This is a genomic window from Sphingomonas faeni (assembly GCF_023195535.1).
In the GTDB taxonomy this organism is placed as follows: Bacteria; Pseudomonadota; Alphaproteobacteria; order Sphingomonadales; family Sphingomonadaceae; genus Sphingomonas; species Sphingomonas faeni_B.
Genome location: NZ_JALPNF010000010.1, coordinates 88,093 through 107,387, shown reverse-complemented (window position 1 = coordinate 107,387; position 19,295 = coordinate 88,093). Strand labels below are relative to the sequence as shown.

Below are 19,295 nucleotides of genomic sequence, written 5' to 3'. Positions count from 1 at the left end.
CGCCTTCGCCGCAGAACTCGAAAAGCAACGGTCGGGTTTAAACCTGACCGTTGCTTCACCCGCGCTCCTGCGCGACAACAACGGTCGGTCTCTGGTCGCAGCTGGATGAAAGGCGGGGGTCACGTCACGAAGTCCGACGAGATCATGGCCCAAAATGAATTCTGCTCCGGTCGGATGCGTCCGATCAAATCCATTCGGTTCAATCCGTCCTCCGTGCGTTGCTGGGTCACGAGTTTATGAAGCTCTCTACCGAAGAGAAATCGGATCGCTTCATGGCAGCCTTGCTCGAACGCCAACCAGCCCGGCCGGCCCGGTGAAGTTGCCTGGAGCCGTTCGGCGATCACCGTACCCCGAAGCACGTCGGACGATGGCGCTAGGCGCTCTTCTATCATCCCGTCCAGAATGGTTTCGGACGCAAGGTCTTCTAGCGCTTCGACAAGTTTAGCGTCGGTGCCGGCCAGCTCGCGGAGCTTTCGCAGATCCCATATCTCGATCCTGTCTCCGAAGGTCCGATTTGAATCGCAGCAGCTCGCTGGTTGGCGGGTGGCGCTGCCCTAACTCATATGTACTCCACGCGAGATGTCAGGCGAGGCCTTTGGCAGGGGCGGCTACTATGTCCTCGTTATCGTCTGCCTCATTAAGCTGGCCAAGCTCGCCAGACGCCCGCGCTTTTCTACCATACACAAGCTCGAACAGGGGCCAAGGCCGACGAGAAACATGTAGAGCCCGACGCCGAGCTGGGCACAGACATACAGCACCGGCTTTGCATCCTTGGGGAAGATCATCGCCTGGACGTCGGGCGCAAGCAGCCCGAGCAGCGACGGCCCCAGGATGACGCCGGCGATCATCTCCCCGATGACTTGCGGTTGATCGAAGAAGCGCTTCATGATTCAGCCCATCGCACGGCATGCGGCGACGATGACGAAGACCTGCAAAAAGAATGCTACGCTCAGCTCAGATAGAGCCATATGTCCCCCCCATGCGCCAGCCAGCCGATCGATTGTCGATTGTGTCCGCGGTGCCGCTACCTACCGCGGAAGAAGACGCAAATCGGGGCCGATTTCAAGCCGGATGCATTGCAGATGGTACATGCACTCAAGCATTCCTGATGATCGCTCCAGGTTCTGTTGCCCAAGCGCCACAGGGTAGTCGTTCTAATGTCACGCCTTCAGCGTGGACCGCGATCATGCCCCCATGGCACAGGGATCGGTAGAACGTTGTAGGGTCCGGTTCGGCGTAAGCTCAGTTCGTAAGGAGGCTCAGTCGCGTGCCTGCCATATCCGACACACCGAGCTTGGCAATTCTGCTAACGATTGAGCAGTTGTAGTTGATGTGGTTACCGCGGTTTGGTCTCCATCGTTGTAGGTAATCTGAGAATATGAGACGGCCATTTTTCCCCATGATGCTTGCTGGTGCAACCCTGCGTGACCGCCTTTTTGCGTGTATTGGGGGGGTAATCGGGGTCGCACTGACGAGCCTCGTGTGCGCTATGGCGCTGCACGGATCTGAGCCGCTCCCGTTGCTGGTGGCGCCGATCGGCGCTTCTGCAGTGCTAATTTTTGCCGTCCCGGCGAGCCCATTGGCACAACCTTGGTCGGTGGTCGGCGGTAACATCATATCGGCGCTGGTCGGCGTAACAGCGGCCCGCTTCGTACCCATACCGTATCTGGCGGCAGGGGTTGCTGTGGGCGGGGCAATTCTGGTCATGTCGCTCCTACGCTGCCTGCATCCCCCCGGCGGGGCTGCTGCGTTGACAGCAGTGATCGGTGGGCCTTCAGTGCTGGAAGCTGGTTACGCTTTCCCTCTCGTCCCGGTCGGCGTTAATTCACTGATCCTGATCTTGGCTGGCATCGCGTTCCACCGGGTTTCGGGCCATTCCTACCCGCACCGCGCAGTCCCGGTAGTAGGTCACAAGCTTGCTGCATCCGAGTTAAGCATCCCGCACCCCCTAGACATTGACCTTGCGCTCGCGGATCTCGGAGAAACCTTCGATGTGAGCCGGGAAGACCTCGACCTGCTGTTCCGGCGTGTTGAGTTCCACGCGGCCAGTCGGGCGGCAAGCGGAACTCTCGACAGGCGCCCACGAACTTGACTTTGAATTCATATTTGTAATGCAAACGGGAGTTTTTTAGATTATAGAATCTATTAATATCCTTCTTGCGCTATTTATAGCGTTGCTTTGCGATTTGCTCTGGCGATCGGAAGCGAGAGCGGGAAAAATATTGTTAACATCGCTTACAATGGCAATACTGACCGCCACAATTTGGATTGCTCAGGTCGGTTTAGTCCAAGAAGCGGATCCTATATTTTCTTGGGTTGCCATTTTGTCAGCAACGCTTCTGCTAAAGTGGCTTCACACCATTATTCGAGAAGTAGACGGAAAATGACGCTATTGCTCTGTCTAAAGAGAGTTTAGGATACCAGAGGATTCGGGATACTAGTCAGGGTTGCTCTTGGGCGTTCGCCCGAGTTTGGCGACAGGAATAGTTCGGGGTATCTTCGTTAGTTTCTCGGCCGTCCGACAGCGGTAAAAGTCTTCGACGTATCGGCGCGCCGTGTTTTAGATGGCAACTCCCGTCGACTAGACGGTCGGAATGATGCATTCCGTGGATGCGGGGCGATTGGGAGGTCTGCGCAATCCGAAGGCATCCTGCCAGGTCGCACTGAAATTACGGTACTCCCGGCTGCGCCTTCCGCAAGACGATCACCGTGGCGGGCGAGCCTCACCTTCTTCGGCCATCCGCCGGATATCCGCGCCTGCCTTGCGCATGGTATCCTCGGCGCCACGTGCCGCATCTAGAAAATCTTCCTGCGACGCCACGGCGTAATTGCACCCGACCAGGAGCATTTTCGGATCCGTCGATGGCGGCACCTTCGCAGACTTCGCGGCCGGATCGCCGCCGAAGGCATCGACTAACATTTTCGCCATCGCAGCAACGGTCGGCGCGAACCCGCCGATCATCGGCCCGGTTTCGGGATCGACAAAGCGGTAATATTGTTCCGTGATCGCGATCGGCGCCCGCGTCATCTTCTGGGCAGCAATCACCCGCTCGGCGCTTGCGCGGGGTAGCAGCGCAACGACCCAGTCGCTCATGAAATAGACGTGGTCGACCGGCTCCTCGAACACCGAGACGTTGCCCTCGACCGCGAAGCCATACAACCCTATCATGCCGTCGAGCGCCTTAGGAAGTTTACTCGGGCGCATCCACGCTGGCGGGCGATACTGCAAGAAAAGCAACTCGGCGAAGGTTCCGAGCGCGTCGCGCGACTGGCAGGACAGGACCTGCGTTAGCGATGCCGGCGTCGGCAGCACCTCATGCTCGGATTGGGCCACGGCTGGCGATGCCGCCAACGCGCTGGCAACCGCGACGGCGACCATCGCTCGCACCGGAAACCGCCTCAGGGTGAAGCGCGTCGGCGACGTGGTCGCGCGGTGGTGACGATGATCCATGTTCGCGATACTACCCCGCCAGTACGCAGGATCAACTCCAGCGTTACGCATGCCGCTCGTACCGGCCTTTATCCGTGCCGTTCAGCAGCAGCGCACCATGGTCAATCAGCAACCGCAATTGCCGGAAGGCCGGTTCTGCGGTAGCGCCGGGTCCGGTTCCGGCCTCCAGCAGGACCGCGTCGCCATCGACCCGCCACTTGCCCTCCGCCGCCTGATCCGCGGCGCCGTAGCTCATGAACCAGACAAAGCTTTGATCTGGACGTAGCAGCAGTTCCGATCCCGTCTCCATCACACCTAACAGGTGGTAATGACCGGTAAGACTGCAACTGGCGCCGGATGCAGCCGCTGATGCATCCGGCGCGTAGCGTGCATTGCACCGCAGTTCTCGCATATCCATCGACGACATGTACAGGAACGACGTCATCGGATCGCCGGCGTCGACGTTCTTGTGGACGTAACGTGGGCCGCCACTGAGCAGGAAGGTCATGAAGCCGCCGTCGTCAGTTTCGAACGCGGTGATCGCTCCTCGATCATGCGGTGCCTGATACGTCTTCGCTACCAAGTCGAAGCTGTAGCTTTCCTTGGCCTCGCCTTCGCGTCGCTTGCAGCTCTTCGCTTCCGCGCAAGCCCAGGTTGTTACCGCCGTACACTGCAGACCCACGGGCGACCGTATCGTGGCAGATGCCGCGGCGGTGGCTAGCAATCCCATCGCCGCCACCGCCGGTCCAACTCGCTTCAACACGATCCATCCTCCGGTCGACACTCCGGCTCGCTGCACACGGTAAGGGCACCGTCCAGCGCGGGCGAACAGGTCCTACCATGATCTTTACTGATGCACAGGCGGATCCATTCGCGACCTGTCACAACGGTCGTGAGCGAGCCGCAAACCAGCCGGTAAAAGCTGAGATTGCGACAGCCGGCACAGCGAGGACGCAGCACATTGCCAGGCCGATTACCCAGAGCGAGATAGTCCCAGCGTTGAGCCATATCACAGGAAGCTGGGCAAACGTCAGGATAACTCCTGCCATCCACCCCCTCGTCTTGAACGCTGCCCCTGCTAGCGCAGCTAGGCCCAACGAGGACGGGTACCAGAGACGCCAGTAGGCGTCGGCATCCCAGGGTTCCGCCGCGCCTGTCACCCAGCAGACGAAAAGCCAGTACAGGACACCGGATACCAGCAAGACGGGGATCTTCATCAGTCCGGTGCTCATCGGCTCATTGTCACATGCAAAATGCCTGAATCCTATTCTCGCCAACCAGGTGCCGGGGTCAAAGCAGATTATCGCGGCTCACCAACCAAACTTTGGATATGGGCGCTGTTGCCTGCAATAGCGCCCGTGCCTCGCTGCATCCGCTTCGCGCGGTACAGAGCCTCGTCTGCCTCTTTAAGCAACGAAGCCCGATCGACATAACTTGCGCCATAGACACAGGCTCCGATCGTCGCAGACACCGTTATGACGCTACGGTCGTCAGGCACGGCGTAGCGTAGGTCTGCGAGCAATCGCGCGATGTCTTGGACGAGTTCTTCGTGCGTACGCCGTCCGCGTAGGATCAGCACGAACTCGTCCCCGCCCAGTCGGGCGATGGAGTGATCGCCCAGATACTGTACTGCTTGCAGCTTGGCGGCCATCACCTGCAAAACCTTGTCCCCTGTCGCATGGCCAAGCCGGTCGTTGACCTCCTTGAACCGATCCAGATCGATGATTGCGATAGCAAGCGGTGCGCCTTCCCGGGCGCGATCGAGCGCAGCTTCCAATTCTTCGTTAAAAGCGCGTCGGCTTGGTATGCCCGTCAGTTCGTCGGTTCGAGCTACCGCAACCAGACGGCGCTCGAATTGGTACCGGTCCGTGATGTCCTGGATCACTCCCATGACGGCGACACGCTTACCGGCGCGCTCATCGATCTCACCCAATGTGCGCACGCGACGGGGCCGCCCCTGCGCATCTGTGAAGTTCAGCTCCAGATCCCATGCAGTCCCTTGCCGCACACAGCGGTCTAGCGCTGCTTCCAACTTGGCACGATCGTCTTCGGGGTAGAACTGCATAGCTAGGGCAAGCTGCGCTTGCGAGCCCGGTGCCAGGCCGTGGATCGCGTAGGTCTGATCGGACCAGTGTATCCGTCCGCCTTCAAGCTCGAGGCGCCACGACCCGATCCTTGCCATGCGTTCGGCGTGCTGGAGCAGTCTGTGCGTGCGGGCCATGTCACCGAGGGCCTCCTGGCGATCAAGCGCCAGCTGTAGGTTCTCTTTGCTGGTCCGGCGCGCCTCAAGCAGCGCTTCGACGACCCGCGCCATACCGGCGAGTATCTCCAGCTTTTCGCGGGTCGGATCCTGCGGTTTGTCGTCAGCCACGCACAAGGTGCCGATCGGCAGCGCGGCACCTCCTCCTGGTGGTGTCACTCGCAACGGCACGCCTGCATAGAAACGCACAAAGGGTGTTTCCACCACCATAGGATTGGTTGCAAAGCGCGGGTCTTCGCGCGTGTCCGCAATGACGAGCAGATCGTCGGCAGCGATCGTATGGGTGCAAAAAGACACATCTCGTGGTGTCTCGCTAGCCTCAAGGCCGCACGCTGCCTTGAACCACTGCCGGTCCGCGTCAACTAACGAAACGAAAGCGAACTTGCAGCCAAAGAGGTGCCGCGCCCCTACAGCGATGGCGTCGAACTCGGCTTCAGGGGGAGTGTCGAGCATATCGAGAGCACGAAGCGCGTCCAGCCGCGCTACCTCGTCGACTATGCCGGTTAGGTTTACCATGGGGGACGGTAGCATAAGTGAGGTTGGCATCGGGTTAACGGCATGTACAGGGTCGGTACATCGCCGCGACTCGTTAATGGCATGGCGGCAACTGAGAGACGCTGGAGCGCTCCCGCTTGATAGGAGTATAAACGTGTCCAACTCGAGCGATCTGAGCACTCTTGTTCGTAACGAAGCGCGCGCGCGGGAACAGGCCGAAGCCAGTAACGACGTTTCAGCTCGCATCGCTCATCTGGCTCGTGCTGCCGGGTACGCCAAAATGATCAAGGCTTTGAAGCCATGATGGACGGCGAAACAACCGCTCAGCGCCTCGAACGTCTAATAACGGTTATCGGTCAGGCTTTGGCGGTCGCGGATGCTGGTGACCAACCGTTGGTAGGCGCGCATCTTCATAAATGCCTTCGAACGGCAATCGCGTTGCGTGCTATTCCGATAGTTTGTCACGGCCTTTTTAATAGCAATCAGCCCGATATCGTGAAGGCGGCAGCAAACAAGTTCGCTCGCCAGCAAAACTTACCATCCGCGACTTCTAATCCCGCAAACGAACGATGATCGAGACGGATAGGGCGTTCTCGGACTCGATCCCGGTCGATACGATCAGGAGCGCGACGTCAGGCTATTTTTCAACCGCACCGGCCGTTTGTTTAACATATACAGACGGTTCTGCCGAGGCAGTTCGTGTACACATCAGCGTTAATGGGCACTCGCTGACCGCGGTAATCGTCAGAACGAAACCTGTACGCGCCCTACGATTCTGTCTCCAGCGTTGCGTCGATCGGCAAACCTGCTAGCGATGGCGGTGCGGGAGACGTCAGTCCCAATATAATCGACGCCGATCGTCAGACGGTCACGACGATGCTCGAGACCCAGCCTCCAGTTGGTGTAACTGCCGCCCGGACGAAGACGCTCCACCCGGATGGGGTCGCGGACGCTGCCGGAAGAGTGGCCGACCTCGGCCAGCATCGTCAGCGGCGTACCGGGAATACCGGCATTGGCGTTCGTATAGACATACACGTTGCTGCCACCGATTGCGCGCTGCGACGGGGCACCGATCACGCCGACCGTGGCGTAGAGCGGACCATAGGCATAGCTTGCCGATACGCCGGCCTCGACATAGTCCATGCGTCCTCGCGCGCCCGCGAATGCGTGGCCCGTGGCGTCGGTACGGATACGCACCGCACCCAGATCCCAGTCGGTTCCTACCGAAAGGTCGACGACCGCATCGGCGCCACCGTGTCGCACGCTGTTCCGAAGCGTTACCACGCGCGCCGATGCATCGAGCGGGCCGCGCGAGACGCGAATATCGCCTGCCAGCGCGGCACGTCCCTCACTCCAGCTCAGCCCGCGCCGTTCCTCCTCGCTCATCATTTCCAAGGTTACCGACCCGGCATCTTGTGCAAACGCGGGCGTGATCAGGCCGCAACTTGCGGCACCGAGCACGCCCGCCAATCGAACGCGTCGGATCATCCTGCGCGCTGCTGACCGTGGATTTGGTCGAGCTCGACGCGCAGCATCTGCTCGTCTTCCTGCGCCAGCTTTACCAGATGCTGCTGCATGTCCGCTGACTTCGTCGCAACCTCCTTCTTGATCGCACCATGGCTCGTAACGCACCAGCCGGGCCGGGTGCCCGAAATCACCGGTTCGCTGTCGATGCTGCGCACCAGCCTGGTACCCGATGCCGCGACCGCGTGTCGCGCCACCGACATGCTCGCCGCCCAGTCGCAGCGTAGCGACGACGGTCTTCCGCCAGGTGCAACCGCGCCCACCTGCTTATGGGTGATGACCACGTCGCCGCGATATTTGACGGCGATCGGACCGCTGCGGTGATCCACTTGGTTCTGATGATTGACAGTCATGCCAAGGGCCGCACCGGTAGCAGCAAGCACCAAGCCGGCGGTTAGAAAATAGGCCATTTTCGCTCTCCTTTTGCCATCCCGATCTATTTCTGATCGGTAAAGCCAATCCTTACGGACGATGATTCGACAACGATGGTTCAGTGTGTCGGTTCAGCTGAACTGCGGCTGCAAGGCGCGTGCGTGCAGGCGGTCCTTCACGTCGAGACGCAACCGCTTCAGCCGAAATAGCCGCAAGGTATCGGGCATGCGTCGCTTCATCTCGACGCGGATCTGCTCATCCAGCCGGGCATGCAACTGGGTCAACTTGTGAGAAAATATAGGCAAAGCCGCTCTCCAACCAATGATTGAACGATCGGATCAGTCGCGATGAAGGGAGGCAAACAGGCCAGGCCTAGACATCGAGATAACCCGATGCGGTCCGACATCACGTTCGTCCTGAGACGACCGCCAGAGGGGCCCGGCCCGCTCCCTCAAGCTAGGGTTTCGCCGATCAAGGTCAATAGGATTGAGAAGGGATTCGCACGAGTTGACATTAGGGCATCGGTCCCCGATGTTACTGGCATGTACGCTCCTGCGACACATAAGCGTTTCCGCGACCACGCCGGCCAACTCGCCGCACGCGCTTAGCCCGAGCTCGCGGCTACGGCCGATCGAGTTCGGGCATTATTCGATCTGACCTTTGGGACGCGTTCTGCGCGTCCATGATCTCGAATAAGTGGAAACCGTGTAGTGGAAAACCAAGTCTCGAAATCCGATGATTTGTGTCAGGATGACCGTCAGCAGCAAGTTGCCAATCCAGCACCTCAGCCTTTCCTGCGGATGAGGCCACAAAGTTTTTTCTCGAACAAATTCGATCTGGAGATTGTAGAAGACTATTCTAAGGCTGATGCCGAAGCCCGGCAGAATGAAGGTAAGGACTGGCTGAGCCGACTTATGGAGCTCAACCTGTTACTTTTAATCGTTTTGGTTGGCGTACCGGTGCTGGTATATTGCGTCTTATCCTCTGCACTTTAGAACACGATAAGATACCGCCTTCGCGTCGCAACCGGGATCGTGGATAAAGGCCTCTGGGTCGTCCCACTGAAGCCTCGGGTAAATGACAATATGTCAGGCGCCCGAGGACCGTTTAAGTACGATAGCGCTGAATGCGAGCGAGTTTCTTTGTGACATTGCAACGCGTAAGCTGATCGGCCGTTGTGGAAAAATGGCAACGAATACCTTACCCCAACGGACCGCGTTCGATCTGCCGCATCTCGCGGTGCTGCTGACAGCAGCACTTCAAATTCTAACGCCTCTTTTACCGCAGATTGGGATCGGTGAGCCTATCGGATCCCGGTCTCTGGCGGTCCGAACCTTGATAACCCCGGCAGGCTGGGCATTCTCGATCTGGGGCGCGCTCTACCTCGGAGCCACGGTGTTTGCTGTTTATCAGGCCCTGCCCGCACAGCGCCAAAATGCATTGCTTCATCGCCTGCGCTGGCCGGCAGCGGGCGCATTTTTGGGGAACGCACTCTGGGCTGCTTACACACAGCTTTACGGGTTAAGCCTCGTATCGGTTCTGATCATTACCTTCACGCTGACGTGCCTGATCATTGCCTATCGTGCCCTGTCGAATGCGGCGGTGTCGAAAACCGCGTGGTGGTGTGCGTACCTTCCGTTGAGCGCGCTCGCCGCATGGTTGACCGTCGCTACCACCGTCAACATCGCAGCTAGCCTGAGGTATCACGGCATGGAGGGCGGTGCAGCCGCGCCGGTAATCGGTGCAGCGGTGATCGTGATTGCTGGACTCATCGCGGCCACCGTGCTGGTCCGAGGACGTGGCAATCTGCCGTACGCAGCTGTTTTCCTTTGGGCTCTTGCTGCTATCTTCGCTGCAGGTGGCCAAGCTGCAGGACCTATTGCCGTAGCAACCGGCGCTGCCGCGATCCTCGTTATTTCAGGCTTGGTCGCTGGCTACCGGCGTAGGGTATATGCGTCTGATTCGATTAGAGGTTGAACCTAAATCCGTAGCCGAGACCTAGGGTGAATTGGGTCCGGCGCCCACGTTCGCGGACGAGAGGTGAATCGCCTGCGTTCTGACCTAGTTGATCCAGGCCAGTGAAAAGCGTGACGGCGCTTCGCCGGCTCAGAGGACGAATTACGGTACCGCCTACACCGTAGGACAATAGTCCGCCTGACGCAGAATACGGTCTAAGCCCGGACCGTTGCGACTGGAGCGCATCGATGCCGAAATACGTCTCGATATACTCGCGGCTTGCCAGCGTTGCGCGAGGCCCGACGTTGATGATGGTCCGTCCCCGGCGCGCCTGGTAAGCAACTGACCCGTCGGCGACAACGCCGTCATGTCCGCCGAAGCCGCGACGAACCTCGATCCGTCCACGCCATGGCCCAGCCCGTTTCTCGATAAAGCCTCCCACCTCAACAGCTGCATCTACGTCGCCGAGGCCGCGTAGCGCGTCACTCCCGCCTGTAATGAGGAACGGCGATCCCCCGCGCTCCTCATCCCGCCCGAAGCGGAGTTTGGCCAGAGGTCCTGCCTTCCACCCGTCGTGGTTCACCACATTCCAGCCCAAACCGTCAGGAATCGAGGCAAAGATCACGTCCTTGTAGTTGAGCCGCAAGTCGGGAAAAATCGACAAGGCCATGTCTCGCGAGCCTTGCCATGCAGGACTGAGGACTGGCGCGACGCCAACGGTAATGCTCCATCCGGCAGTGCCTGCCTCCAAAGGCCTACCTGCAGGCGGGCCTGGCCTCGGGTCAGTTTGCGCGAAGCAAGGTTGAGCAGAGACTAGCGCGATGATGGCTAAAACGGCGCGCATCTTGATCCCTTTTTTTGACCATGTTGGTGGACGGCCGGACGGTCATAATCAGCAGCCACCTTATCCCTGTGCGTCGTAAACGCCAGTCTCGGTAAATGGAGTACGGCTATACCCACAGCGTATGACCGGTCCGCTTTCAATGCCGGCGGACGCGTTCAAACTCAGGCCGAAGCAGCCGCTCGCGTTTTCCACAGGGACCAGCCGACGCCGCAACCCAGTATCGCAAAGGTTACCGCCAACGACGCTGCGGGCGGGAATTTGGCGAGCCCGAACATGTCGGCAACGAAAATTTTCGAGCCGATAAACACCAGCAACGCGGCCAAAGCGTATTTCAGGTAATGGAACCGGTCGACCATTGCGGCGAGCGCAAAATAGAGTGCGCGTAATCCAAGGATAGCAAAGATGTTCGACGTGTAGACGATAAATGGATCCGTTGTGATCGCGAAGATAGCCGGTACAGAATCGACCGCAAAAATGACGTCAGCGCATTCGATCATGACCAGAGCCAGTAGCAACGGCGTAGCGATCCGGCGCATGCGCCCAGTCGCCGGGTCCTGCTCTTTTACCCAGAAACGTTCCCCGTGAAGTTGGTCGGTAACCGGCATGCGCTGGCGAATCCAGCGTAAAACGGGCGAACTGGCTACGTCATATTCCGTGTCGGCAGTCAGCCACATCTTGATACCGGTGAAAACCAGGAAGGCAGCAAAGACGTACAATACCCATTCGAACCGATCGACCAACGCCGCGCCAAAACCGATCATCACTGCACGCAGGACAATGACACCCAGGATGCCCCAGAACAGTACGCGGTGCTGGTGGATGCGGGGGATGGCGAAGTAGCCGAAGATCATGGCGATGATGAACACGTTATCCATCGCAAGGCTCTTCTCGATGACGAAGCCCGTCACGTAGTTAAGGCCGGCAGTAGGCCCGATATACCACCAAATCCACCCGCCGAACGCCAGTCCCAGCGTGATGTAACCTGCTGACAATGCAAGACTCTCGCGTACTCCGATTTCCCGTTGTCCGCGGTGCAAGACACCCAGATCGAGGATCAGCAATGTTGCGACGATGCCGAGAAATGCCAGCCACATCCAGACAGGGGTACCAAGGAATAACAAGGAGAGCAGCTCAGGCATGGGAACCTCTAACAAACATGGTGGCGTGGGGCGAGATCAGCGGTCAGGAGGGCCGGTATCTCGCGTGTGGTGGGCACAAGCGGCCTGTCAGACCCAACTCAAAGCGCTACAATTGCAGCACAATTGGAGAAGTCGGGGTTCGGCGCGCCATCGCGATACGCGCGTGCTCGTCCAACTGCTGATGGAGCTGTGCCGATCTGTTCGTTTCCATGCTCAGAGCCTCTTTTCAATCGGTGATCGAAAGCTCGGATCATCAACGACGACAGGAGGCAAAGCGGCCAGGCCTATATCGAGATAACCCGATGCGGTCCGACATCACAATAACCCGAGGGAAACTGTCAGAGGGGCCCGGCCCGCTCTTTCTAGATAGGACATGGCTCCCGGTGATCAAGCTGTTTCACTGTTTGATAATTACTGTAGTCGGCACTCAACCTGCCGCACTTTTCTTTCCAAAACCTAACGCCGATCGGGAAGAGGAATCGGTCGAAAACGCCCACTTTTGGACGCTCAGTTTGGCGAGCCGCAAGCCTGAAAGCCAATCGGCAAGCCATGAGCCGCAACGTGCCCCGCCGGCAGATGCTCTGCTTGCGGCAGGCAAGCCGTGCAGCGTATGTCGCTACTGCTGGTGGGGGGAAATGAATGGCGAATGGCAGTAGCAGCCGCGGAAACTCGGTGGTCGGCGAGCGCTGGCCGCTCTTCTGGGCAGGCTGTGCGGCGATCAGCGTTGGAGTTGCCCTTCACTTACCGATGCTCGCGATGGCCCATAGGATGGGCAATCACCTGTCGGGTATGCCCATGGACGGATGGATGTACCTGGGCATGGCGCTGATCGGCATCGGCGTGCCGGCAGCTATATTTGGCGCTTTACCCAAGAAACGCCCTGATCACAGGGCAGGCGTTGGCGTCGCATATGAAGCGCCCGATGATACCCCTCTGACGCGCTCGCATGCTGCCGTTCTGCTGGTGCTTACCCTTGGGCTCATCATCGACACTATGAAGCCAGCAACGCTCGGCTTTGTGCTTCCCGGCATGCGGGGCGAGTATGGGCTCGCCAAATCGGCCGTTGCCCTGCTTCCGTTCGTTGCCCTTACAGGGACCACAGTTGGCTCGTTTCTGTGGGGGTGGCTTGCGGATATCTACGGTCGGCGTGTGTCGATCCTGTTGTCGACGATCCTGTTCGTCTCGACCTCTATCTGCGGAGCTATGCCTTCCTACAGCTGGAACCTGGTCATGTGTTTTCTGATGGGGTGCTCGGCCGGCGGCATGCTGCCCGTCGTCTACACGCTGTTGGCAGAGATCATGCCTCCGCGGCACAGAAGCTGGGTACTTGTGCTGGTTGGCGGTACGGGGCTGGTTGGCGGCTACCTCGCGGCTAGTGGCGCCGCTCATCTGTTCGAGCCGTTGTTCGGCTGGCGTAGCTTGTGGCTGCAGGGCTTTCCAACCGGTTTGCTGCTGCTTGCGATGGCAAGGTGGATACCTGAGTCCCCGCGTTTCCTGTTGGAACGGGGCATGGATACTGAGCTGGCGGATATGGCCCGGAAGTTCGGTATTGTCAGGCGTGCGCCTCAAGCTCCTCCAGCGGATGCTGATAGTGTTGCGGCGCACCAACGCGAGTTGACCATTGCCTTGGTCATAACCGCCCTGTCGTGGAGCTTCGTCAACTTCGGTTTGCTGCTATGGCTGCCTTCCGATCTGCAGGATCGAGGTTTCAGTGCCGAGATTGCGAGCGGCATCATCGCCAGCTCAGCACTCGTTGCCCTGCCCACGATCATGATCGCGGCCTTCCTTTACAGCCGGTGGAGCAGCAAGCGCACCCTGATCGGCACTGTGCTTCTCACACTCGCCGGGCTTGCCGGAGCCCTACTGCCGGCGCCTACGCTGGCTTGGCCACCACTGCTCATCGCTGTGATCGCGTTGCTGGTGGTTGGCACAAACGGATTGATCGCCGTGCTACTTCCCTATGCAGCCGAAAACTACGCATTACGCGTCCGTGGACGTGCCACAGGGCTTATCGCGGGGAGTAGCAAATTTGGTGGCGTTGCTGTTCAGCTGGGCGCCTTCGCTGGGCTGATCCCGACGATGGGGGGCGCGGCAATCGCGCTGATTGTACCAATGACGCTGTCAGCGGTACTGATCGGGCGCGCAGGAAGAGAGACGCGGGGCCGCAGCTTACGCGAGCTGGAAGCAACGGCTTAGCTTTCGGCTCGATATAGGCCTGCAGAGTGTCCTCAGCGGTCAGATGTGTGAAAAACCAGTCGCAATCACGACTGTACAACAAACAGGTCAGACCGTCCGAAAACGTCATGAGGGATTCCAGCGTGGCGGCCGGATCGATATGATCCGGCATGGGGTACATCGAAGGTCTTCCACGCGATCAGATGCAGTTGCTGCCGGCGTCGGTCGATGACTACGTATCGGCGGACAACCCGGCGCGGTTCATCGCGGCGTTCGTCGACGAGCTGGATCTGGGTGAGCTTGGTTTTGGCCGGGCGCGACCCAAGGCGACAGGCCGGCCCGGCTATGATCCTGCTGATCTGCTGAAGCTGTACCTCTACGGCTATCTCAACCGGGTCCGGTCGAGCCGGTGCCTGGCGGCAGAGGCAGGACGCAACTTGGAAGTGATGTGGCTGCTGGGCGGCCTGCAACCGGACTTCCGCACGATCGCGGATTTCCGGCGCGTCAACGTGGCCGCGTTCAAGCCATTGTTCCGGTCGTTCGTGTTGCTGTGCCGCAGGCTAGACCTGTTCGGGCGGGAGTTGGTGGCGGTGGACGGCACACGGCTCGAGGCTGTGAACAGCCGTCGGCGCAACTTCACTCGCCAGAAGCTGGCTGGGTGGATCACAATCGCCGATGAGCGGATCGAGGAGTATCTGACCCGGCTCGACCGCGCCGACCAGGCCGAAACTGAAGCGGAAGGAGCCTCCGCACGCGCCGCTGTGCTGACGGCGAAGATCGCGCGGATGCGCGAGCGCCGGCTCCGGCATTCGGCGATGCTGGCCGAGTTGGTCGCCAGCGGTGAGAGCCAGAAGTCGCTGACCGATCCTGATGCTCGCGGCATGGCGATGCACCCCAAGGTCGGCGTCGGCTACAACGCGCAGGTCGCCGTCGACGCCCGGCACAAGCTGATCGTGGAACAGCACGTCACCAACGCCGGTAGCGACCTTGGCCTGCTCGCGCAGACTGCTGGCGCCGCACGCGAGTTACTGGGCGTCGAGCGGATCGCCGCGGTAGCCGACAAGGGCTATTACAAGGGGGAGGACATCGCTGCCTGCGAGACGGTCGGTGTGATCCCCTACGTCGCCCGCCCAGAGCGTGGTCCTGCCATCGACCAGGGCTATTTCGGCAAGGACGCTTTCGCCTACGATGCGGCGCAGGACTGCTACACCTGCCCTGCCAGGAAGCGCCTCGATCCGTTTAGCCGCTCGGAGAAGGACGGTCATTGCACCATCCGCTACGGCAACCGGCAAGCCTGCCGGGCCTGCCCACTCAAGCCACAATGCACGTCCGGTACGGCGCGGACCATCAACCGCTGGGAAGGCGAGGCGGTGCTCGATCGCATGGCCGAGCGGCTTGCCACCCGCCCCGACATTCTCGACCGGCGCCGCGAAATGGTCGAGCACCCCTTCGGCTCGATCAAACAGTGGATGAACCAGGGCGCGTTCCTGATGCGAGGGCTCGGCAGCGTGAATGCCGAGTTAAGCCTGACCGCGCTCGCCTACAATCTGAGGCGAGCCATCACGATCCTTGGGATCCCCGCCATGCTCCAGGCCATGCAGGCCTGAAAGGCACGCGTCCGGCTGCCAGAACCACCCTTATAAGCCGGCTATCAGCAGCCAAGGCGCAGTTTATGCGATATCAAAGCGGACTTGGGCCGAAAATAGCGTCAGCGACGGCTCTTCTGACACCCGATCGAGTGCGCATCTGCCCAGAATACGTTTTCGGACGGTCTGATGGATGATCTGGACAGTGCGTTGGCGAGATTGGCGGGAGCACCTGTTCCGGCCGCGCTGGACGACGTCGAAGCACGTGTTCTCGCCCGCATCGGCACCCGGCCGGTCGTGCGACAGGCCGGGCTCGGCTTCGGTGTGGTGACGGTCGCGGCATTGGCGATCGGCATGATCGGTGCCGAGTTGCCGGCGACCGCGAGCCCCGCGGTGTCGCTCGCACCGCTCGGTGGGGCTTCGCCGCTCGCACCCTCGACTTTGCTGATAGGCGAGCCGTGACCTCGACCAAGCGCGTCATTCTGTGTGTCGTCCTCGCCTTTGTTGCGGCGATCGGAGGCGTGTTCGTCGGACGTGCGCTGTTGCCCCATCCCAAGCAGCCGGGCACCGCGCTGCACGAGGTACTGCACCACAAGCTCGCGCTCGATGCCGATCAGCAGGCAAAGCTGAAGGTTCTGGAGGACCGGTTCGCGGTGCAACGGCGCGCTCTCGAGCTGGAGTTGCGCGCGACCAATGCCCGGCTCGCCGAGGCGATCGAGGCCGAGCACGGCAACGGCCCGCGGGTCACGGCCGCGGTCGATCAGAGCCATGCCGCGATGGGCGAGCTGCAGAAGGCCACGTTGGCGCATATCTTCGCCATGCGGCAGCTTCTGCGGACCGATCAGACCTCCCAGTTCGACGACGCGGTGGTGAAGGCGCTCACCGACGGCCAGGGGTGAGCCTCGATTGGACCACGCTGTCCGATGGCGAGCTGGCGACGCTCAGCATCGCGGGTCGGCAGGCCGCTTTCGCCGAAATCGTGCGACGCTACCAACAGCCGGTGTTCCGGCTCGCGCGGGCATGCGTCGGCGAACCCGACGAAGCGCTCGATCTGGTGCAGGAGACGTTCGTGGCCGCACACCAGGCCCTCCCGCGCTACGACGGGCAGCGCGCCATGAGAGCGTGGCTTTCGACGATCGCGATCAACAAATGTCGTGACTGGGCGCGAAAGCGCACGGTGCGCCGGTTCTTCTCCTTCGCGGCCCCCATCGATCATCGGGCTGAAGCTGTGGTGGACGATCAGGTGGCGATCGACGACGGCGCAGCCGACCGCCAGGAGCTGGACCGGGTAACAAAAGCCATTTCCGCTCTGCCCATGAATCTAAAAGAGGCTCTGGTGCTGCGCACCATCGAGGGTTTGAGCCAAGCCGAAACCGCCGACGTGCTGGGGATCAGCCAGAAGGCTGTCGAAACCCGCCTCTACCGTGCCCGCTCGCGCCTCCTCGAAAAGTTGAACACTGAACAAGGGATCGGCGTGCGGGACGCGTAGAAGGTGTGAAACGGGCCGGTCGCGGCCCACCTTCGAGGAGCTTTCATGTCGCGCGTTCTCGACCGCCGCCAAGTGCTGCGCGGTGCCACCCTAGCCGGAAGCGGCCTTGCTCTGTCGGCCTATATGCCGGCGTGGGCGCAGCCGGTGTCCGCGGGCATCGCCAAGCCGTTGCCGACAGTTTCGGGCGACGACATTACGTTAAAGATCGCTCACCAGATGATGATGATCGACGGACGGCAGAGCCACGCGATCGGCATCAACGGCACCGTGCCCGCTCCGCTCATCCGCTTGCGCGAGGGGCAGAACGTGCGCCTCCACGTCGTTAACGATCTGGATGAGGAAACCTCTATTCATTGGCACGGGCTGCTGGTGCCCTTTCAGATGGACGGCGTGCCCGGCATTGCCTTTCCAGGCATCCCGGCACGATCGACCTTCACCTACGAGTTCCCGATCATCCAGAGCGGCACCTACTGGTATCACAGCCACTCGGGGCTCCAGGAGCAGGAGGGGCACTACGGGCCGATCCTGATCGACCCCAAGGACCCCGACCCGGTGCAGTTCGATCGCGAGCACGTCATCGTGCTGTCCGATCACAGCTTCCAGCATCCGCACTACCTGTTCGACCGCCTCAAGAAGGAGTCGGGCTACTTCAACCGCCAGCGCCAGACCCTAAGCGGGCTGCTGGCGGGCAAGGATCAGCCGCTCAAAGAGCGGCTGATGTGGGGCAAGATGCGGATGGACCCCGCCGACGTCGCCGACGTGACCGCCTCGACCTACACCTATCTGGTCAACGGCCATGGTCCCAAGGACAATTGGACCGCGCTGTTCCGGCCGGGGGAGCGGGTGCGGCTTCGCTTCATCAACGCATCGTCCATGACGACCTTCAACGTCCGCATCCCCGGCCTGCCGATGACGATCGTCGCGGCCGATGGTTTGAACGTGCGCCCCGTTCAGATCGACGAGTTCCAGTTCGGTCCGGCCGAGACCTATGACGCGATCGTCAAGCCGCCCGACATGCGCGCCTACACGCTGGTGGGCGAAAGCGTCGATCGCTCCGGCATGGCGCGCGCGACGCTCGCACCCCGCGAGGGCATGGCTGCCGAAGTCCCGCCGCTCCGCAAGCGGCCGCTCGCGACCATGAAGGACATGGGCATGGGCGGCCATGACATGAGCACCATGGATCACGGTTCCATGAAGGGCATGGGGAGCGGTGCGACGGGCGCACAGGCTGGATCGATGGCGGGCATGGACCATGGCGGTATGGACCATGGCGCAGGTGCCGGTTCGATGCAGGGCATGGACCATTCCCAGATGAACCATGGCGCCGGCGCTGCTGCCGGCGCCATGGCCGGGATGACCGCGCCGCAGGGTCAGAGTGGCGCAATGGCCGGGATGGATCACGGGTCGGGTGCGATGCCGGGCATGGCAGATGGGCAGTCGATGGCTGGCATGGACATGGGCAGCATGAACATGCGCGATTTTTCGAAGGCCTTGGGGGTGAAGAAGGGTCCGGGTGTCCAGACCATTTCGGCCATGCCAGTCGATCGCACCGGCGAGCCAGGTCAGGGACTGGAGAATGTCGGGCACCGCGTGCTGACCTATCGCGATCTGGTTGCCCTAGAACGCAATCCCGACACGCGGGCGCCCGAGCGCGAGATCAAGCTCCACCTGACCGGCAACATGGAACGGTACATGTGGGGCTTTGATGGCGAGAAGCTGTCGGAGAGCCCAGGTCCGATCACCTTGCTGCACGGCGAACGGGTGCGTGTCACCCTCATCAACGACACGATGATGGGCCATCCCATTCACATCCACGGTCACTTCTTCGACCTGGTGACGGGCAAAGGCGCTTACGCGCCCCGAAAACATACCGTGCTCGTCCAGCCAGGCGGCACGGTGAGCTGGGACGTGACAGGCGAGGAAGGCGATTGGGCGTTTCACTGCCACATGCTCTACCACATGCACGCAGGGATGATGCGCGTCGTCCAGGTCCGCAAGGCCGGGGGGGCGGCAGCGTGAACCGGT

At 60.7% G+C, this 19,295-nt stretch carries 19 protein-coding genes; 10 read left to right on the top strand and 9 right to left on the bottom strand.

All coding sequences use genetic code 11. From position 1 onward, the window contains the following. Positions 1 to 611 precede the first annotated feature (611 nt). Positions 612 to 887, bottom strand: a complete 276-nt coding sequence (locus tag SPHN_RS16170; protein ID WP_349238510.1) for a cation:proton antiporter — start codon at positions 885 to 887, stop codon at positions 612 to 614. A gap of 491 nt (positions 888 to 1,378) precedes the next feature. Between SPHN_RS16170 and SPHN_RS16165 the strand changes: the two genes are divergently transcribed. After that, a complete protein-coding gene (locus tag SPHN_RS16165) occupies positions 1,379 to 2,092 on the top strand; it encodes an HPP family protein (protein ID WP_248524753.1) in 714 nt (237 codons plus the stop codon). Positions 2,093 to 2,704: 612 nt separating this feature from the next. On the opposite strand, the gene SPHN_RS16160 is transcribed toward SPHN_RS16165, so the two are convergent. From SPHN_RS16160 to SPHN_RS16150, 3 genes are all read right to left on the bottom strand, one after another. Beyond that, on the bottom strand, positions 2,705 to 3,451 hold the full coding sequence (locus SPHN_RS16160) for a hypothetical protein (RefSeq protein ID WP_248524752.1): 747 nt from the start codon (positions 3,449 to 3,451) through the stop codon (positions 2,705 to 2,707). A 43-nt stretch (positions 3,452 to 3,494) separates the two neighbouring features. Continuing rightward, positions 3,495 to 4,193 carry a hypothetical protein gene (locus SPHN_RS16155; RefSeq protein ID WP_248524751.1) on the bottom strand — a complete coding sequence of 233 codons (699 nt, stop codon included), beginning with the start codon at positions 4,191 to 4,193 and terminating at the stop codon, positions 3,495 to 3,497. A 537-nt stretch (positions 4,194 to 4,730) separates the two neighbouring features. Continuing rightward, positions 4,731 to 6,143: a sensor domain-containing diguanylate cyclase gene (locus tag SPHN_RS16150; protein ID WP_187503153.1), complete on the bottom strand. Its 1,413-nt coding sequence runs from the start codon at positions 6,141 to 6,143 to the stop codon at positions 4,731 to 4,733. A 342-nt stretch (positions 6,144 to 6,485) separates the two neighbouring features. On the opposite strand from SPHN_RS16150, the gene SPHN_RS16145 reads away from it, so the two are divergent. Further along, positions 6,486 to 6,758, top strand: a complete 273-nt coding sequence (locus tag SPHN_RS16145) for a hypothetical protein (protein ID WP_248524750.1) — start codon at positions 6,486 to 6,488, stop codon at positions 6,756 to 6,758. A gap of 171 nt (positions 6,759 to 6,929) precedes the next feature. On the opposite strand, the gene SPHN_RS16140 is transcribed toward SPHN_RS16145, so the two are convergent. From SPHN_RS16140 to SPHN_RS16130, 3 genes are all read right to left on the bottom strand, one after another. After that, on the bottom strand, positions 6,930 to 7,673 hold the full coding sequence (locus SPHN_RS16140) for a TorF family putative porin (protein ID WP_248524748.1): 744 nt from the start codon (positions 7,671 to 7,673) through the stop codon (positions 6,930 to 6,932). Continuing rightward, a complete protein-coding gene (locus SPHN_RS16135) occupies positions 7,670 to 8,119 on the bottom strand; it encodes a hypothetical protein (protein ID WP_248524746.1) in 450 nt (149 codons plus the stop codon). The genes SPHN_RS16140 and SPHN_RS16135 overlap by 4 nt, the downstream gene beginning before the upstream one ends. Before the next feature lie 93 nt (positions 8,120 to 8,212). After that, positions 8,213 to 8,356, bottom strand: coding sequence for a DUF465 domain-containing protein (locus SPHN_RS16130; RefSeq protein ID WP_349238512.1), 144 nt, complete (start codon positions 8,354 to 8,356; stop codon positions 8,213 to 8,215). 435 nt (positions 8,357 to 8,791) lie between these two features. Between SPHN_RS16130 and SPHN_RS16125 the strand changes: the two genes are divergently transcribed. Together SPHN_RS16125 and SPHN_RS16120 are read left to right on the top strand one after the other, a co-directional pair. Then, positions 8,792 to 9,076 (top strand): hypothetical protein, encoded by a 285-nt coding sequence (locus SPHN_RS16125; RefSeq protein ID WP_248524743.1) that lies wholly within the window; start codon positions 8,792 to 8,794, stop codon positions 9,074 to 9,076. Between the two features lie 82 nt (positions 9,077 to 9,158). After that, positions 9,159 to 10,058: a hypothetical protein gene (locus SPHN_RS16120; protein WP_248524742.1), complete on the top strand. Its 900-nt coding sequence runs from the start codon at positions 9,159 to 9,161 to the stop codon at positions 10,056 to 10,058. On the opposite strand, the gene SPHN_RS16115 is transcribed toward SPHN_RS16120, so the two are convergent. After that, positions 10,048 to 10,881, bottom strand: coding sequence for a MipA/OmpV family protein (locus SPHN_RS16115; RefSeq protein ID WP_282580613.1), 834 nt, complete (start codon positions 10,879 to 10,881; stop codon positions 10,048 to 10,050). The genes SPHN_RS16120 and SPHN_RS16115 overlap by 11 nt on opposite strands. Positions 10,882 to 11,042: 161 nt before the next feature. Beyond that, positions 11,043 to 12,020, bottom strand: a complete 978-nt coding sequence (locus SPHN_RS16110; RefSeq protein ID WP_056418729.1) for a TerC family protein — start codon at positions 12,018 to 12,020, stop codon at positions 11,043 to 11,045. A 639-nt stretch (positions 12,021 to 12,659) separates the two neighbouring features. Between SPHN_RS16110 and SPHN_RS16105 the strand changes: the two genes are divergently transcribed. From SPHN_RS16105 to SPHN_RS16080, 6 genes are all read left to right on the top strand, one after another. Continuing rightward, a complete protein-coding gene (locus SPHN_RS16105) occupies positions 12,660 to 14,216 on the top strand; it encodes an MFS transporter (RefSeq protein ID WP_248524740.1) in 1,557 nt (518 codons plus the stop codon). Between the two features lie 149 nt (positions 14,217 to 14,365). Next, positions 14,366 to 15,802 carry an IS1182 family transposase gene (locus SPHN_RS16100; RefSeq protein WP_248524739.1) on the top strand — a complete coding sequence of 479 codons (1,437 nt, stop codon included), beginning with the start codon at positions 14,366 to 14,368 and terminating at the stop codon, positions 15,800 to 15,802. 168 nt (positions 15,803 to 15,970) lie between these two features. Continuing rightward, entirely contained in the window at positions 15,971 to 16,243 is a 273-nt protein-coding gene (locus SPHN_RS16095; RefSeq protein WP_248524738.1) for a hypothetical protein, read from the top strand. Further along, positions 16,240 to 16,680, top strand: coding sequence for a periplasmic heavy metal sensor (locus SPHN_RS16090; RefSeq protein WP_248524737.1), 441 nt, complete (start codon positions 16,240 to 16,242; stop codon positions 16,678 to 16,680). Before SPHN_RS16095 ends, SPHN_RS16090 begins: the two co-directional genes overlap by 4 nt. Then, the gene (locus tag SPHN_RS16085) at positions 16,677 to 17,270 is read left to right on the top strand and encodes an RNA polymerase sigma factor (RefSeq protein ID WP_126720306.1); all 594 of its coding nucleotides are present in this window, start codon (positions 16,677 to 16,679) and stop codon (positions 17,268 to 17,270) included. The genes SPHN_RS16090 and SPHN_RS16085 overlap by 4 nt, the downstream gene beginning before the upstream one ends. Positions 17,271 to 17,315: 45 nt before the next feature. Then, positions 17,316 to 19,289: a copper resistance system multicopper oxidase gene (locus SPHN_RS16080; RefSeq protein WP_248524736.1), complete on the top strand. Its 1,974-nt coding sequence runs from the start codon at positions 17,316 to 17,318 to the stop codon at positions 19,287 to 19,289. Positions 19,290 to 19,295 lie beyond the last annotated feature (6 nt).

Bases quoted from the DNA above. Each gene is read 5' to 3' on its own strand.
- SPHN_RS16160 (WP_248524752.1), bottom strand. From the start codon at position 3,451: ATGGATCATCGTCACCACCGCGCGACCACGTCGCCGACGCGCTTCACC.
- SPHN_RS16150 (WP_187503153.1), bottom strand. From the start codon at position 6,143: ATGCTCGACACTCCCCCTGAAGCCGAGTTCGACGCCATCGCTGTAGGG.
- SPHN_RS16140 (WP_248524748.1), bottom strand. From the start codon at position 7,673: ATGATCCGACGCGTTCGATTGGCGGGCGTGCTCGGTGCCGCAAGTTGC.
- SPHN_RS16115 (WP_282580613.1), bottom strand. From the start codon at position 10,881: ATGCGCGCCGTTTTAGCCATCATCGCGCTAGTCTCTGCTCAACCTTGC.
- SPHN_RS16145 (WP_248524750.1), top strand. From the start codon at position 6,486: ATGATGGACGGCGAAACAACCGCTCAGCGCCTCGAACGTCTAATAACG.
- SPHN_RS16105 (WP_248524740.1), top strand. From the start codon at position 12,660: ATGGCGAATGGCAGTAGCAGCCGCGGAAACTCGGTGGTCGGCGAGCGC.
- SPHN_RS16165 (WP_248524753.1), top strand. From the start codon at position 1,379: ATGAGACGGCCATTTTTCCCCATGATGCTTGCTGGTGCAACCCTGCGT.
- SPHN_RS16120 (WP_248524742.1), top strand. From the start codon at position 9,159: ATGACAATATGTCAGGCGCCCGAGGACCGTTTAAGTACGATAGCGCTG.
- SPHN_RS16135 (WP_248524746.1), bottom strand. From the start codon at position 8,119: ATGGCCTATTTTCTAACCGCCGGCTTGGTGCTTGCTGCTACCGGTGCG.
- SPHN_RS16170 (WP_349238510.1), bottom strand. From the start codon at position 887: ATGAAGCGCTTCTTCGATCAACCGCAAGTCATCGGGGAGATGATCGCC.
- SPHN_RS16110 (WP_056418729.1), bottom strand. From the start codon at position 12,020: ATGCCTGAGCTGCTCTCCTTGTTATTCCTTGGTACCCCTGTCTGGATG.
- SPHN_RS16095 (WP_248524738.1), top strand. From the start codon at position 15,971: ATGGATGATCTGGACAGTGCGTTGGCGAGATTGGCGGGAGCACCTGTT.
- SPHN_RS16100 (WP_248524739.1), top strand. From the start codon at position 14,366: ATGGGGTACATCGAAGGTCTTCCACGCGATCAGATGCAGTTGCTGCCG.
- SPHN_RS16080 (WP_248524736.1), top strand. From the start codon at position 17,316: ATGTCGCGCGTTCTCGACCGCCGCCAAGTGCTGCGCGGTGCCACCCTA.